This is a genomic window from Synechococcus sp. OH2, assembly GCF_047462155.1.
In the GTDB taxonomy this organism is placed as follows: Bacteria; Cyanobacteriota; Cyanobacteriia; order Thermostichales; family Thermostichaceae; genus Thermostichus.
Genome location: NZ_JANSIR010000057.1, coordinates 13221 through 26811, shown reverse-complemented (window position 1 = coordinate 26811; position 13591 = coordinate 13221). Strand labels below are relative to the sequence as shown.

The 13591-nt window shown below is 59.3% G+C and carries 14 protein-coding genes; 3 read left to right on the top strand and 11 right to left on the bottom strand.

Annotation, left to right across the window (positions count from 1 at the left end; translation table 11 throughout):
- Window positions 1-190 precede the first annotated feature (190 nt).
- Both NW835_RS04650 and NW835_RS04645 read right to left on the bottom strand, forming a co-directional pair.
- Window positions 191-1081, bottom strand: coding sequence for a hypothetical protein (locus NW835_RS04650; protein ID WP_414414638.1), 891 nt, complete (start codon window positions 1079-1081; stop codon window positions 191-193).
- Between the two features lies 1 nt (window position 1082).
- The gene (locus NW835_RS04645) at window positions 1083-2060 is read right to left on the bottom strand and encodes a fatty acid desaturase (RefSeq protein ID WP_414414637.1); all 978 of its coding nucleotides are present in this window, start codon (window positions 2058-2060) and stop codon (window positions 1083-1085) included.
- A 356-nt stretch (window positions 2061-2416) separates the two neighbouring features.
- Here NW835_RS04645 and psaK point away from each other — a divergent pair, with 356 nt between their 5' ends.
- Both psaK and NW835_RS04635 read left to right on the top strand, forming a co-directional pair.
- Window positions 2417-2662, top strand: coding sequence for a photosystem I reaction center subunit PsaK (psaK, locus tag NW835_RS04640; RefSeq protein WP_414378711.1), 246 nt, complete (start codon window positions 2417-2419; stop codon window positions 2660-2662).
- Between the two features lie 124 nt (window positions 2663-2786).
- Window positions 2787-2924, top strand: coding sequence for a photosystem II reaction center protein K (locus NW835_RS04635; RefSeq protein ID WP_414372686.1), 138 nt, complete (start codon window positions 2787-2789; stop codon window positions 2922-2924).
- A gap of 214 nt (window positions 2925-3138) precedes the next feature.
- On the opposite strand, the gene NW835_RS04630 is transcribed toward NW835_RS04635, so the two are convergent.
- Entirely contained in the window at window positions 3139-3678 is a 540-nt protein-coding gene (locus NW835_RS04630; RefSeq protein ID WP_414414636.1) for a DUF3611 family protein, read from the bottom strand.
- 108 nt (window positions 3679-3786) lie between these two features.
- Window positions 3787-4194: a DUF4168 domain-containing protein gene (locus NW835_RS04625; RefSeq protein ID WP_414414635.1), complete on the bottom strand. Its 408-nt coding sequence runs from the start codon at window positions 4192-4194 to the stop codon at window positions 3787-3789.
- A gap of 307 nt (window positions 4195-4501) precedes the next feature.
- Here NW835_RS04625 and bchI point away from each other — a divergent pair, with 307 nt between their 5' ends.
- Entirely contained in the window at window positions 4502-5578 is a 1077-nt protein-coding gene (gene bchI / locus NW835_RS04620) for a magnesium chelatase ATPase subunit I (protein ID WP_414365905.1), read from the top strand.
- Between the two features lie 43 nt (window positions 5579-5621).
- On the opposite strand, the gene NW835_RS04615 is transcribed toward bchI, so the two are convergent.
- The 7 genes from NW835_RS04615 to ylqF form a co-directional block, all read right to left on the bottom strand.
- Entirely contained in the window at window positions 5622-6245 is a 624-nt protein-coding gene (locus tag NW835_RS04615; RefSeq protein WP_414365906.1) for a cofactor assembly of complex C subunit B, read from the bottom strand.
- Between the two features lie 96 nt (window positions 6246-6341).
- Window positions 6342-6878 (bottom strand): thermonuclease family protein, encoded by a 537-nt coding sequence (locus NW835_RS04610; protein ID WP_414365907.1) that lies wholly within the window; start codon window positions 6876-6878, stop codon window positions 6342-6344.
- Between the two features lie 118 nt (window positions 6879-6996).
- Window positions 6997-8151 carry a homocysteine biosynthesis protein gene (locus tag NW835_RS04605; RefSeq protein WP_414386216.1) on the bottom strand — a complete coding sequence of 385 codons (1155 nt, stop codon included), beginning with the start codon at window positions 8149-8151 and terminating at the stop codon, window positions 6997-6999.
- Between the two features lie 92 nt (window positions 8152-8243).
- On the bottom strand, window positions 8244-9038 hold the full coding sequence (gene cpdA, locus NW835_RS04600) for a 3',5'-cyclic-AMP phosphodiesterase (RefSeq protein ID WP_414365909.1): 795 nt from the start codon (window positions 9036-9038) through the stop codon (window positions 8244-8246).
- A gap of 168 nt (window positions 9039-9206) precedes the next feature.
- On the bottom strand, window positions 9207-9791 hold the full coding sequence (psbP, locus tag NW835_RS04595; RefSeq protein WP_414376370.1) for a photosystem II reaction center PsbP: 585 nt from the start codon (window positions 9789-9791) through the stop codon (window positions 9207-9209).
- A 94-nt stretch (window positions 9792-9885) separates the two neighbouring features.
- Window positions 9886-12168 carry a RelA/SpoT family protein gene (locus tag NW835_RS04590; protein WP_414365911.1) on the bottom strand — a complete coding sequence of 761 codons (2283 nt, stop codon included), beginning with the start codon at window positions 12166-12168 and terminating at the stop codon, window positions 9886-9888.
- A gap of 275 nt (window positions 12169-12443) precedes the next feature.
- Window positions 12444-13295 (bottom strand): ribosome biogenesis GTPase YlqF, encoded by an 852-nt coding sequence (ylqF, locus tag NW835_RS04585; protein ID WP_414414634.1) that lies wholly within the window; start codon window positions 13293-13295, stop codon window positions 12444-12446.
- Window positions 13296-13591: the final 296 nt, after the last annotated feature.

Sequence of the window (13591 nt, the reverse complement as noted above, 5' to 3'; positions counted from 1 at the left end):
AGCGGGTGAGGAAACCCCACCCGCCTGCGCGGTGGGGTAGTTCATAAGGGGCTGCAATGAGCTGAAGATCAGAAAGAGCCAGAACAGGCTGCCCTAGTCCACCTTCCCACCTCCTCCCTTGCGTGGGATCCGCTTGCCTCAGCATTACAGCATCAAGCATAGCGAGCCTCGGTCCTGCCTCTGATGAACCTTAGGGGTCAACCTCAGAGGGAGTAAACCAGCGATCCAGAGCCTGTAGCAGATCGGGAACCGCAGTCTGCGCGATCCAAGCCTGGATGTAGGCCCGTTGCTCCGCCAAGTTCTCAAGGCGGCCCAGCTTTTGCATGGCCGCGAGGCGGCTCTCTGCCTCGGCGCGATTGGTCTGCAGATCCAGCCGTTGATCGGGGGTGAGGGGATACTCTGTCTGGGCCAACAGGTGATCGGCCACCATCAGGAACACCAGAGGCCCCGCCAGCTCCACCTGAGGCTCGGTTTCCCCCTCAACCTCGGTGGCGCCCAGAGCCCCCCAATCCTCGAGATCTTGAGCCAGATCCTGGCCCAGTTGCAGCAGCTCCTCCGTCGAGACAGCCTGCAGCGCCCTCTCGGCAACAGCCCGCAGCGGCTCTAGGGAAACCCCATGGCTGGTGGCTAGTTCGGCCAGGGCCTGTTCCCACTGGGCTCGTTGCGCCTGCAGCACCGCTTGTTCTGCAGGGGAAAAATCCAGCCGCTCCAGCAGCACCTGCAGTGTCACCGCTCCCAGCAGCAGCGGCGGAAAGCGCAACAGAGTAGAGGCGGATCCTGCCTGGTTCAGGAAAGCCTCCAAATCGGGGCCGGATCCCGCGTCCAACAAATCCTGCAGGTAGGCCAGCACCTGCGGCAGCGAGGTCAACCTCAGAATCCCTCGCACCTGCGCCCGCAACTCTGCCGGGATCCCAAGGAACTGTAACTGAGCTTCAGCTCGCCCCCGCGCTTCCGCGATCACCTCCGGCAAATCCGCCGTCGCCTGACCAGCCTGTAACAGGGCCTGGCTGGAGTCCTGCAGCAAGCTGGCCGCCTCCACAAACAGCAGCAACTGAGGGATCCGCAGCGTCGGCAAGACCATCTCAATCGGCCTCTTCGCCAAGCTGGGGATCAGCAAGGGATGGCGTTGTTGCAAACTCGGCTGAGGTCCCCTCAGGAGCGGGCTTGTGCCAGTGGAGGCCAATCAGCGCGTCGTAGACAAAGCTCCAAAACTCGCCCTTCTGCCAAATGCCCAGCGTCTGGTGGCAGTTGCGCGCATCCAACTCCGGCTTAGCCACCCAGTAGGCCGCCTGATACTTGTACCAAGGAACCGAGGGCCAGAGGTGGTGGATCAGGTGATAGTTTTGCCCCAGCAGCAGAATATTGGTCAGCCAGCCGGGGTAAACCCTGGCGTTGTACCACCGCTCCTGAGACTGAAAAGGACGATGGGGTAGATAGTCGAAAAACAAGCCCAACAGGAAGCCCATGATAAAAGCAGGGGGCAGCCAGTAGTTCATGATGTAGTCGGTGTAGCCAAAGTGAATGGCCAGCGCAAACGTTAGGATCACCACCAGCCGACTTAGGCCCCATTCCAACAGATCCCAGCGGCCTTTGCGCCAGAGCTGCCGCTTAAAGAAAAACACCTCATGGTAGAAAAAGCGCGGTGCGATCAGCCATAGCGGGCCTCCCGTGGAAACGTAGTGATCGGGATCGTCTTCGGGATGGTTGACGTGGGCGTGGTGTTGCATGTGAACCCGCTTAAAGACAGGATAGACAAAGCCCTGCAACAAGGCAGAGCCGTGACCCAGCGCCTCGTTCAAAAAGCGGTTGCGGTGGGCAGAGCCGTGAGAGGCATCGTGGATCACCGTGCCCAAAACATAGAGGGCGACAAAGTTGAGCCAAAACACCAGCCACCTGGGCCAATGCCAAAAGGCGTACCCGCCAAAGCAAGAGGCCGAAAGCGCCACTGCTGCCAAAAACATCAGCAGGGTGGGATTCCAAAATTCTGGCGGCGGCCCCAACAGCTCACGGGGTAACGTGAAAGGCTTGGGATCCGGTTGCGAAGTCGCAGCAGCAGTCATCGGCAGCCATCCTTGGGTGTGCACAGTGCAGACGGGGAGGATGGATCAAGGCAACAGAGCCAGTTCATCACCTCGAAAAGCAGGGGAAGAGATCGATTTGTTAACTTTCGTTAGTATACGGCAGAGAGACGCCCCCCTCGTTGAACCCGGCCGGATTTTTCTTGCCAACTCCAGTCCATCCAGGCCGGTTGCGACAGACAGGGATCCCGGCGAAGAGTAAACAGGCCCTGAAGCCAGAAAGACTACAGTGTGAGGTTTTGTTGCGGCCTCTGTTGCAATTCATGTGGGGATCCCCTTGGGAGTTGCGGAATGGGGGTAATCTAGGGTGCGGTTAACCCAAGCTGAGGAGGAAAACCATGCTGCCCGTTGTTGCGCCATTGGCCATGACTGCCCAAACCAGCCCTTGGTCTCCCCTGAGCGCGGTGATTATCCTGCTCTGCACAGGGCTGGCCTACTTAAGCTTCAAGTCCTCTTCGGGTGTGGCTTCAGAAACAGGGCCTGTGTTGGGGATGAGCTGGCCGGAAGTGTTGGGAGTTGCCAGCTTCGGCCATCTGCTGGGCGTGGGAGTGATCCTGGGCCTCTCCAATATGGGGGTTCTCTAAAGCATTTTCCGTTTACATTTCTTGACTTTAGCGAGAATCTCCGCCCGGCAATGTTAAACTCTCTATCAATCCTGAAAAGAGCAGTTTTTTCAACTTCACTTCCTTCCCCCCGAGGTTTGTTGCTATGTCTGCAATGATGCTCCTGGCTGCTTTGCCAGAAGGCTATGAGCTGTTCGATCCCCTGATCGACATTCTGCCCATCATCCCTGTTTTGTTCTTTTTGCTGGCTTTTGTTTGGCAGGCGGCAGTGGGCTTCAAGTGAAGTCTTTAGAACAGATTTCTCCGCTGCTTTCCGCTGCCCCTCTTCCTCTGGTTGAGGGGCTCTCTAGTCGTCATGGAGATCTCACTCAGGCTGGGGCACCGTTCCTCTATCCTGATCCTTAAACAACCAAGTGGCAATTAAGTTGCGGCGACCTCTAACTTCTCCCTTGCTGGGGGATTTGGGGTCGGTCGCCGGTGGCGGTGCGGCTCAGGGGTTAAGGCTCGCGGTCGAGGACGCCGGTAATCCAGAGTACCCCTGCCAAGCAAACAAAGTGGGCAAACGTCACGTTGATGTTGGCAGCCAGCAGCAGCACCCCTGTTACCTGGTTAGCCTGGGTGCGGGCAAACATACGCGCCAACAGCTCGCCCACCTGCGCCTCCATGCCGATGAGGGCAAGGAAAGCCCCGATTAGGCTGACGTAGGTGACCAACTGCAACTGCCTAGGCAGATCCAACTGGCTCAAGGCATCGGCAGAGGCTGAGCGGCGCTCGGCATGGAGCAGGTAGCGCCAGTTGAAGAATAGGCCCGCCCCTAGGGTTAGAAGTGTGAACAGAGTGAACCAAAAGGCGATCACAGCCCCCAGCGAGTCATCCCGGTAGACGGTATTTTGGCCGATTAAAAACCCCAGCCAGAGCAACAGGGCCGTTGCTCCCAAAACCGCCTGAAACCAGAACCCGAAACGGCGAGTCATGCGTAAGCGAGACTTCATCCGCTCGACAGCCGCCCGTACTGACGGCGACATAGGCTCGTTCATCTTTCTCCCCTGCTCGACTGGCTGAACACCGACTTTCGCATCCAGCCTATCGTTATCTCCTGCCTCCAGTCACATCCACCTTGCCTGGCCTGCCTCAATGGGGAGAGATTAGGGCTTCGGACTTTCCCTGGGATCCGCGCTTTGCAGGCGCAGGATTTCGGCTTCGATGCGCTGTTGGAGGTCTCTGCCTTCTTCGGAGCGAATCAACAGGGTGATGCGGTTGTATTCAGGCACGGTCATGCCGTGGCGGGTGATGATCTCGGTGGCGGTGCGAATGAACTCCCGCCGGATTTGATCTTTGCTGGCCGGATCCGCGGTGGCCTGGGAGCGCTGCTGGGCCTCTTGTCGGTGCGGCTCCATCTCCAGGACGATGCGGGCATACTTGGCGACCTGTTCATCGGTCAAAACTAGAGAGGTGGCGGCAGTTTGGGCTACGGCCAGAGAAACGGTCAATACCGGGATCGAGGTGCAGACCCAGATCAGGCCCACCAGCCCTTTTTGGGCCACGCTGGGCATCGAGAATGCCGTCCATCGTCTCCGACTTGCTTGACCTGACACCGCTGCTATCTCCCCACCCAATAACGAACTCTCTCTGGGGTTGCCGGTGCTTTTGGGAGCCCCTTTCTTTTGGTGTAGCTTTCGCTGTTACCCAGATTCAACCCACTCCCAGCCAACCGTGTAGGCTCTGATGCTATCTGGTCTTCCCCACGCAAAGCCAGGGATCCCAGAGCTTGCTTCTCTATTTGACCCAAAAGCGGCCTTGAGGTTCCTGTTAGAGCATCAAACAGCCCGAAAGGGAAGAGCCTTTGGGATAATGGGGTAGATGCTCGTTGTTGCCTCTATGAACTTGGAACGTCGCCCGGTTTTCCCGTTTACCGCCATCGTCGGCCAAGAGGAGATGAAGTTGGCTCTGCTCCTCAACGTCATCGATCCCCGCATCGGCGGCGTGCTGATCATGGGGGATCGGGGCACGGGCAAATCCACCACCATCCGCGCCTTAGCCGATCTCCTGCCCCAGATCGAGGTCGTCAAAGGGGATCCCTTCAACAGCCACCCGCGGCAGCGAGACCTCATGAGCGATCAGGTGTGGGAGCGACTGCAGGCGGGAGAAACCCTAGAAACCACCTGGATCCAGGTGCCGATGGTGGATCTGCCCTTGGGGGCCACGGAAGACCGGGTCTGCGGCACTCTCGACATCGAGCGCGCTCTCTCCCAGGGGGTGAAGGCCTTTGAGCCGGGGCTGTTGGCCAAAGCCAACCGCGGCATCCTCTACGTGGATGAGGTGAACCTTCTGGACGACCACTTGGTGGATGTCTTGCTGGATGCGGCGGCCTCCGGCTGGAACACAGTCGAGCGCGAAGGCATTTCCATTCGCCACCCGGCCCGCTTTGTCCTGGTGGGATCCGGCAACCCCGAAGAGGGAGAATTGCGGCCCCAACTCTTGGATCGCTTCGGCATGTTCGTGCGCATCGAAACGGTGCGGGATCCGGCCCTGCGGGTACAGATCGTCGAAGAGCGTAGCCAGTTCGACACCGATCCGCAGGCCTTCTTGGCCAAATACGCCGAGGCCCAGCAACGCCTGCGGGAACGGATTGAAAAAGCACAACACCTGTTGCCCGCTGTGGGGGTGGATCCCGACTTGCGCCTGAAGATCTCTGGGGTGTGTGCAGCTTTGGAAATAGACGGGCTGCGGGGAGATATCGTCACCAACCGCGCGGCCAAAGCGCTGGCAGCTCTGGAAGGGCGTACTGAAGTGACTGTTGCCGATATTCGCCGGGTCATCAGCTTGTGTTTGCGCCACCGCCTGCGCAAGGATCCTCTGGAAACCATTGACTCCGGCTACAAGGTCGAGAAGGCCTTTAGCGAGGTGTTTCAGGTGAGCCTGGAGAGCGCTGCTTAGCCTCCCCCTCACCCCCAGCCCCTCTCCCTTTGGGAGAGGGGAGCTAGGCAAACAGGGTTTCTAGTTTGTCGGCAATGGCGGCAATCCAGGCTTGCTCCTGGCGGCTGAAGCTGCGGGGGGTGTCGCTGCCCAAGATGAGGCATCCCTTTTGGCCAATGGGCTGGCAGAGAACCGCCTGGGATCCGGGGGGCAGCAGGCCCTCGAACTCGGCGCGGGCCGGGAACAGTTTCAAATCCACCAGATAGACGGGCCGTCCGGTCTGCAACACCCGCTGCAAGACGCTCTGGGGCCGGATGGAGGGCAACTGGCCGGGGCTGGCCAGGATCCCCCGCTGCAGGAGGGTGCGCCCCTCCACCCAGATCACTACTGTGCGGGCAGCAGTGGTGCTAAGGAGCGTGTGGGAGGCCCAGGCCAGCTCCAGTTTTTCCCTCTCGGAAAGATCCGGATCCCAGTCACAGCCTGGACTCCCCTGTAGGGTAGATGCCTGGGGGGGACGGGGCTGGATCTGCTGCCACAGCAGGCCGGTCAAGATCAGAATGGCGCTGAGGAGGATCCCTAAGGCATCAGAGCGGGACTGGCTGGCCAGCAACTCCGGCGTAAACGCCAGCCGGTTAATGACCAGGAGGGTGCTGCCCAAAAGGCCGGTTACCAAAGGCAACCGCCTCACCCAGCGATTGGGATCCTGGGAAGCTGGAGTGGATTTGACCCTCAAGGCAGGGGTATCTGAGCGCTCGGTAAGTCCAGTCTAGAGCTATCCAAGACATCAGAGACGGCTCCAAATGCCAAGGCGCTCTTGGCGAGCTTTCTTTTCCAGGCCGCGGAAGTAGCTGTCGTATTTGATGTTGTGGCTGTAGGGGATGATGCGGGCCAGGCCGTTGCGCACGAGCATGGCGTTCATCTGCTGGCCCTCCAACCAGACGTAGGCCTCCACCAGGCCGGTGGCATCGACGTTGCGCAGCAGCTTATCCCCTTCCAGCTTGACGGTGCGGCGGAGGATGCGCTCGCGCATCAGCTCAGTAGCTTGCTGATAAAAGGGATCCTCCTCTGGGCGGAGGCCCTGGATGCCGGCCAAGCGGATTAGGCGCAGTTTCTGCTCCCCTTCGATTTGCACCACCAGCGTGTCGCCATTCACCACCCTCACCACCACTGCCGCGGGGTAGCGATCGAAATAGTGGTTGTCGAAGTAGAAGGGGGTGTCGGGCACCACTCGCCGCTCCCCCGATCCGTGGCCAGGAAGGACGGGCAGGGCCAGGAGCCATCCCAACACCGCCGAGCCAAAAGCAATACGCCGGAACCTCATCTTCTCCCCCTTGCGATCCCCTTCTTCCCTAGGGCGTAATGGTAGCGGCAACTCCCTGGAAGACAACCCCTTGCAAGGGATTCGGATCCAATGGCCAGTCTTGGAGATGGGGAGCCCTTTATGAATGAGGGTTCTGGGCGAGCAACTCCCGATCCAGGGGCAGAGGGGCAACCGGCTGGGTGAGAGTAAACTGGCCGCTGACAATCCACTGTTTAAGGATCTCGGCAACTTGCATTGAGCGGCGCAGGCTGGCCAGGGGAGCAGTGCGCACCTTGCGGCCGTTGAGGGTGATGTGGCCGGATTTGAGCTGGGCATAGCTCACCAGGCCAAAGGTGGGCCGCACCCGCCGGGGGATAGAAAAGTCGATCACCGGCGCCACCAGTTCCTCATCCCGGACAGCAATGGACTCCAGATCGGCAGGGGAGAGGATGGGGATGGGGATCCCCACCCCCAACATCAAGCTGGGGCCGTAGTTGCGGAAGTAGCAGCCCCGCACCCATTCCGCTTGCATCTGTTTGGCGTCACCAATGAGGGCCAAGGTGGCTGCTGGGCCAATGGGGGTTTGGTTGGGCAGCCGTTTTTGCCGCGGGAAGTGTTGGGTGCCTTCCCAAGCTACATAGCCGGTGCCCCCTCCTAGGAAGATGCGGCTGCCGATCCCCACCCGGCGCAGGAGGGGGTCGTTGAGGAGGGGGGAGAGCTCACCTGGGTTGGAATAGACGGCATTGCCCAGGTTGGGTTCCAACAGGCCCAAATAGGTGTACAAGGGCCGATCCCCACCGTTGACGCCGACAATGAAGTTTTGGTAAGCGTTGCGAGGGTTGAACAAGTAGAACTGGTTGAGCTGATCCCGCGTCAGAGTGGTCTCGTAGTCGGCCCGGGGATAGCAGTCGGTTACCTGGCCAATGGCCCGCAGGTGCACCCGCTTGCCGGCCACCAGATCGGCGATGACGTGGCCGCCTCCATAGGGGTGCTCGGCTTGCTCACTGGGCTGGGCCGCCCCAATGTAGAGATCGACAGCCCCAAAGCCGGCATAGGCTGGCACCCCGTTCAACCAGGCTTGGCGAATCTTAATGGGCGGATCCGTATGGCCCAGGTTGAGGATTGCCCCTGACGACTCCATTGGCTCAAAGGTACCGGTGGTTACCACATCCACCTGCTCAAAAGCCTGCTCAATGCCCAGGGTGGCCAGCTTGGCTTTGGCCTCTAGGGCCGTCCACACCCGCACCTGGCCTTGGGCAATGCGCCGATTAATTTCTGCCAGCGTTCTCTCCATTGCCTCGCAAGGAATGGCGACAAATAGTCCGGGCAGACTTCTGCCCGCTGAGAAGCTAGGGTAGCTTGGAGGGGCTTTCCAGGGATGGCCGCTCAGTACCCTTTCAGGGCTAGGTTGGGCGTTTGCAAGGCGGCTTCCACCCGCTGCACCTGGGTTTTGAAGCTGCCATCCGGCTCCAGCCATATCTGCCTTAGGGCCGGAGGGATCACGTCCAGGCTAAACCGAGAGCTCTTGGGGCAAAATTGCACACAGGTGGAGGGGCAGGCCAAGTAATCAACCCCCTGGCGGCGGCAGTGCAGCTCTTGATGAATGTGGCCAAAGATCACCAAGCGGATGTGGTCGAACTCGTCCAAGACCTGAAACAGCCGCTCTGGCTGCTGCAGGGCGCTTTGATCCAGCCAATCGGAACCTACCGAAAAAGGGGGGTGATGCAGGGCCAAGAGAACATGGTTCTGGGCAGCCTGGCTGCGCTGCAGCTCTTGGCGGAGCCACAGCAAGGTGCGATCCGTTAGGTAGCCGCTGTCTTTGCCCGGCACCAGAGAGTTCAATAAAATGAAGCTCCAGTTCTCTCGACTGAAGCTTTTCTCCCCGTGTACTCGCTCGGCGCGGAGCTCTGAGTTCATGTTATGAAGGCGATCGTGGTTCCCCGCCAGCCAATAGGTGTCGATGGGAAGAGCCTGCAGATGCTCTCGCAAACGGGCGTAGGCGGCGGCGCTGCCATCTTGGGCGAGATCCCCAGTGAGCAGCAGCAGATCGGGCAAGGGATCCAAGGCGGCAATCGCCTTTTGCACCTGCAGAAAAGAGGTTTCCGTGTCCACCCCCAGCAGTCGCTGGTGCGGCTTGGCAAACAGATGCAGGTCACTGATCTGAACCACGTATACGGTCATAGAGAAGGGGGATAGGAGTCCATCTCTGCAGGTTTAAAACATTAACGTTTTAGCACCAGATGCCTCAGCCGGGATCGGCAGGCAACTCCATCGGGAAGGCTCAGCTTTAACTTGCCCAAGTCCACCCGCCCGGTTCAACCCCTTGAGAAAATCTTCTAAGGAAAAGCTTCAGGAAACATTCAGAGAACGGCCCACATTCCTGAAGGCGGCCTGCACCTGGGGCCAGCGGGATTCTTGGGTGGAGGCCGTCAGAGTATAGAGGCGATGGTGGCGCACGGTTACCGTCACTATCTCGTGGCGGAGCTGGGATCCCAGGTCAGTTTGGTATTCAAACAGGTAGTAAGGCTGGCCTTGCCGCTCAAAAGCTTCGGCCGCCAACAACTGGGTCGAGCGACCGGATCCGGCGGGGGCGATGATCTTCTCCGCCACCAATTGCCCCACCTCATCCGGGCCACCCAGGTCGGCGATCGTCTCTCCCTTGTCAAAGGGGGCGATCATCAGGCTGACGTTCTCCGTCTCGTACACCAAGTCGCGCAGAAGTACCGCTGGCCCTTTCCCTGGCCCCAAGTTCACCGCCACCATGCCGTTGGGATAGGCAAAGGCAAAGGCCCCGCCAGGATCCCTGTAGGCGCGCAGGTTGGAGCCTGCGGAGCAGGCACTGGTGAGCAAGCTGAGGCAAACACAGAGCAGTAACAACACCCCAGAGAGCCGCTGTCCTAATTGGGCAAAATGCCCACCTTGTGCTGCTGACATACCGGGATCCTCCGCTCAGATTGGTTACCCATCCCAATCATCCTAATATGGGCGCCTCCTCTCTAACCAGCGAAAAAAAGAACCTAGAAGTTCTTCAGCGGGATCCGTTCTGGTAGTGGCGGGAGCGCAACACCAGCACATCCGAGAGCTGGCGCAATTGACTCTGAACTTGGTCGAGCTGTTTTTTGTCCCGCACATCAATACAGAGATCGATTAGGGCCGTGCGGTTGGCAAAAGTCTGCACCCTAGCATTGCGCACATTGATGCTTTGATCCGAGAGACGGGAGAGGATGTCCCGCAGCACGCCAACGCGGTCAATGACCTCCAGGCGCAGTTCCACGGGGTAGATCTGGGTGCTCTGCCGCAGTTGCTCCTCATTCCAGCGCACTGGCACGAGTCGATCGCCCGGAACTTGAGCCACCCGCGGACAGTCGCGATGATGAATGGTGATGCCCTTGAAGCGGGTGACCACGCCCAGGATGGGATCCCCTGGCAGCGGGTTGCAGCATTTGGCCAACTGGTGCTTCAGGCCCTCCACCCCTAGGATGGGAGATTGGGATCGGCTAGAACCTCGGCCCCCATCGGCCCGCGGCAGCAGCAGCTTGGCTTTCTCAAGGGATCCCTCCTCGGGTGGGGGAGAGACGGCTGGCTTGCTTACCTCCTGCAGCCGATGGATTACCTGTGTGGGGGTTACCTCTCCATAGCCCAGCGCCGCCAGCAAATCCTCCACGCTGCTATAGTTGAGCTTCTCGGCAACCTTTTGCATGCGCTCTGACTTGAGCAGCGCATCGAACCCCGTTTTGCCCAGCTCCCGCTCCAGCAACTGCCGGCCGCGGGCAATATTTTGCTCGCGATTGGAGCGCTTAAACCACTGGCGAATGCGGTTGCGGGCTGAACTGGTGGCGACAAAATTAATCCAGTCCAGGCTGGGGTGGGCATTTTTGTGGGTGATGATCTGCACAATGTCGCCGTTGCGCAGGCGGGTATCCAAAGGCACAATCTTGTTGTTTACCCGCGCCCCAGCGCAGTGATCCCCAATTTCGGAGTGAATGCGATAGGCAAAGTCCACCGGGCAGGATCCCTGGGGCAGGGCCAGCAAGTCTCCTTTGGGCGTGAAGACGTAAACCTCGCTCTCAAATAGGTTCTCGCGAATAGTGTCCAGGTATTCTTTGTCGTCCTTGAGGTCGTTTTGCCACTCCAACAGTTGCCGCAGCCAGGTAAAGCGCTCTTCCTCGGGCTTTACGGGGGTGCTGCCGGCTTCTTTGTACTTCCAGTGGGCGGCAATGCCGTATTCCGCCACACGGTGCATCTCTTCGGTGCGGATCTGCACTTCCACCGGTCGGCCCTGTAGGCCAATCACAGCCGTATGCAAAGATTGGTAGCGGTTGGCCTTGGGGAGACCAATGTAGTCTTTGAAACGACCTGGAATGGGGCGAAAACAGTTGTGAACAACCGCCAGCACCCGGTAGCATTCACTCACGGTTTGCACGATAACCCGCACCGCCAGGAGATCGTAGATCTCGTGAAATTCCTTGCGCTGCTGCTGCATCTTGCGGTAGATGCCGTACAGGTGCTTGGGCCGCCCGCTAATCTCAAAGTGCTCTAGCCCCGCTTGAATGAGGTGCTTGCGCAGCTCTTCAATAAACGCTTGGATCTCTGCCTCTCGCTCACTGCGCTTGGCGTTGACCAGCTCTTGGATCTGGCGATAGGCTTCGTGGTCCAGGTACTTAAAGGCCAAGTCTTCCAGTTCCCACTTGAAATGCCAGATCCCCAGCCGGTTGGCCAAGGGGGCAAAGATCTCCATAGTTTCGGCTGCAATCTGTTTTTGCTTGTGGGGGGGTAGATATTGCAGCGTGCGCATGTTGTGCAGGCGATCCGCCAGCTTGACCACAATGACCCGAATGTCTTTGGCCATGGCCACAAACATGCGGCGGAAGTTTTCCGCTTGCTGCTCGGTTTTGCTGGAGAAATTAAACTTAGAAAGCTTGGTTACCCCCTCCACCAGCAGGCGAACCTCAGGGCCAAACTCGGCCTCTAGGGCCTCCAGGGTAACTTCCGTATCTTCCACAACATCGTGCAGAAGGCCAGCAGCTACAGTAACGGCATCGCCCCCCAGCTCCCGCAGCAGGCTGGCCACGGCCACTGGGTGGGCGATGTAGGGATCCCCTGATTTCCGCTTTTGGCCCTTGTGCAAGCAGTAGGCAAACTCGAAGGCTCGGCGCAGCAAATCCGCCTCTTCGGCCGTGTAGGATCGCAGCCCATCGCCGAGATCTTCAGCGCCTGAAAGCAAAGCCCGCAGCCATCCCGGCACCTCAAAATCAAGGCTATTTAGGTCAAAGCCTCCTTCTAAACTGGTGGCCACAGCAGGCTGACCCATGGGAACCTGACAAGAAGGATGGTTTAACTGCTACCTATAGTATCGATCACCGAAGTTCCTTACAGCTTATCCTCGACCTGGCTGCAGGCAGGTTAAGGGAAAAAGCTGCGAAAAAATGCAGCAAAGACGGGCCGCTGATGCTAAGCCCGCCCCTAACCGTGGGGAAAAAGCTAATTGGAGTTAACGTTCTACACCTATCCTATCACTTACCCTACAGCATTCCGTAGCAAGATATACATACCAAGATCTGGTGGAGCTAGCCTCCTGCCAGAGTGCTAGGAGGTGGGAGGGAGTTGCAAAGCCAGAGGCCCTAGCCAACCCTTGCGATAGTCGTTGAGAATTTGCCTTGCTGCTCGCTCGGTATCGCCTCGGTAGCGCCGTTGGGCCAGCTCCTGGATGGCTACGCTGCCAGGAGGGATCGGGTCGGGCCAGCCGTAGCGCCGTTGCAGGAGGACTTGGGCCTGGGGCTGCACCTGCAGCAGTTGTTCCACGAAGTAGGCCGCCACGCGCTCAGGGTCGTAGGCGGCTGCGCCGATGTCATCGCAGATGGCCAGCAGCGTGGCTGCCCGTTGATCCGGCAGCGAAGGCGGGAGGATGCCCGGTGAGTCTAGCAAATCCAGCTCCCCTCCCAGCCGCACCCACTGCAGTTGCCGGGTTACCCCAGGGCGCGCGGCACTCTCGGCGGCCCGCCGTCCCAAAAGTCGATTCAGGAGGGCAGACTTGCCCACATTGGGAAAGCCCACCACCACTGCCCGGATGGCCCGCGGCCGCATGCCCCGCTGCTGGCGCCGCTCGTTTACCGACTGCCCCAGCTGTAAGATGGCTTGCTTGAGGCGAGGCACCCCCTCTCCCGATTGGCCATTGGTGGGATAGACAGGGATCCCTTGCTGGGAAAAATACTCCTGCCAAGCTCTGAGATCCCTGGCCTCGATGGCATCGGCTCGGTTAAGCGCCAAAAGGCGCGGCTTGTGCCCCAGCCACTTGTCTAGATCGGGATGGCGACTGGCCAGCGGGATCCGCGCGTCCAAAACCTCAATGACCACATCCACCCGCTGCAGTTGTTCCCGCAATTGGCCAATGGCCTTGGCCACGTGGCCGGGATACCACTGGATGATTGGAGAACTCATGCCAGCAAAAGCTGGGGCCGAACCCCAGAAGACTCTAAGCCAGGGGCAGGATCCACTCTAGCCTGTCCAGCTTGCTCCTCCTCCGCTCGACCTGCCAACAGAAGTAGAAAAGGATACAGGCAAGAGGCAGATGGCAGCCCCTTCCTGCTCGTAGGCAAGCTAGCGTTAAGGGATGTAACGGAGGAGGAACGATGGTCAAGCGCGTGCGGTTGGATCCCATTGCCCAAGTGTCGGAAGTGGCCACCAACAGCAACTTGCTCTCGGTGCTGCTGCAGGAAGAGCTGAACGTGTTAAAA